The 332-nt window shown below is 47.3% G+C and carries 1 protein-coding gene; it reads right to left on the bottom strand.

Translation table 11 applies throughout. The features are described 5' to 3' along the window. The coding region (locus SB753_RS35720; protein ID WP_410804811.1) for a calcium-binding protein at positions 1–332 on the bottom strand (332 nt) is incomplete at both ends.

The raw sequence follows: 332 nt of genomic DNA, 5'->3' as shown, positions 1-332 counted from the left end.
ATCGTTACCATGCGAGCCGGCCACTATATCGGCAGAAGCACTTCCATTTAGCGTATCATTCCCTGCAGTGCCGTGCACCGTATTAACTGCCGGAGCTTCGCCACTTGGCATCGTTAATCCAAAGGCACCAAAGATCTGCGCTGCACTAATGCTACCGCCGGTTTCAAACTCAAAGCTTTCAACCAAGTGGTCACCACCGAGGAAGAAGTTGGTTAACGTAACGCCATTGTCGTTACTGCCGTTTACTTTCAGTATTAACTCATTACCGCTTTTAGTTAACCCTGAGCCCACCTGGTTAAAGGTAATGCCGTTACTGAAAATAACTTTATCAG

Origin of the sequence: Paraburkholderia sp. SIMBA_053, assembly GCF_046534895.1 — a bacterium.
Taxonomy (GTDB): Bacteria; Pseudomonadota; Gammaproteobacteria; order Burkholderiales; family Burkholderiaceae; genus Paraburkholderia; species Paraburkholderia caledonica.
The sequence above is the reverse complement of the archived record's forward strand: the minus strand, read 5'-3'. Positions and strand labels throughout refer to the sequence as shown.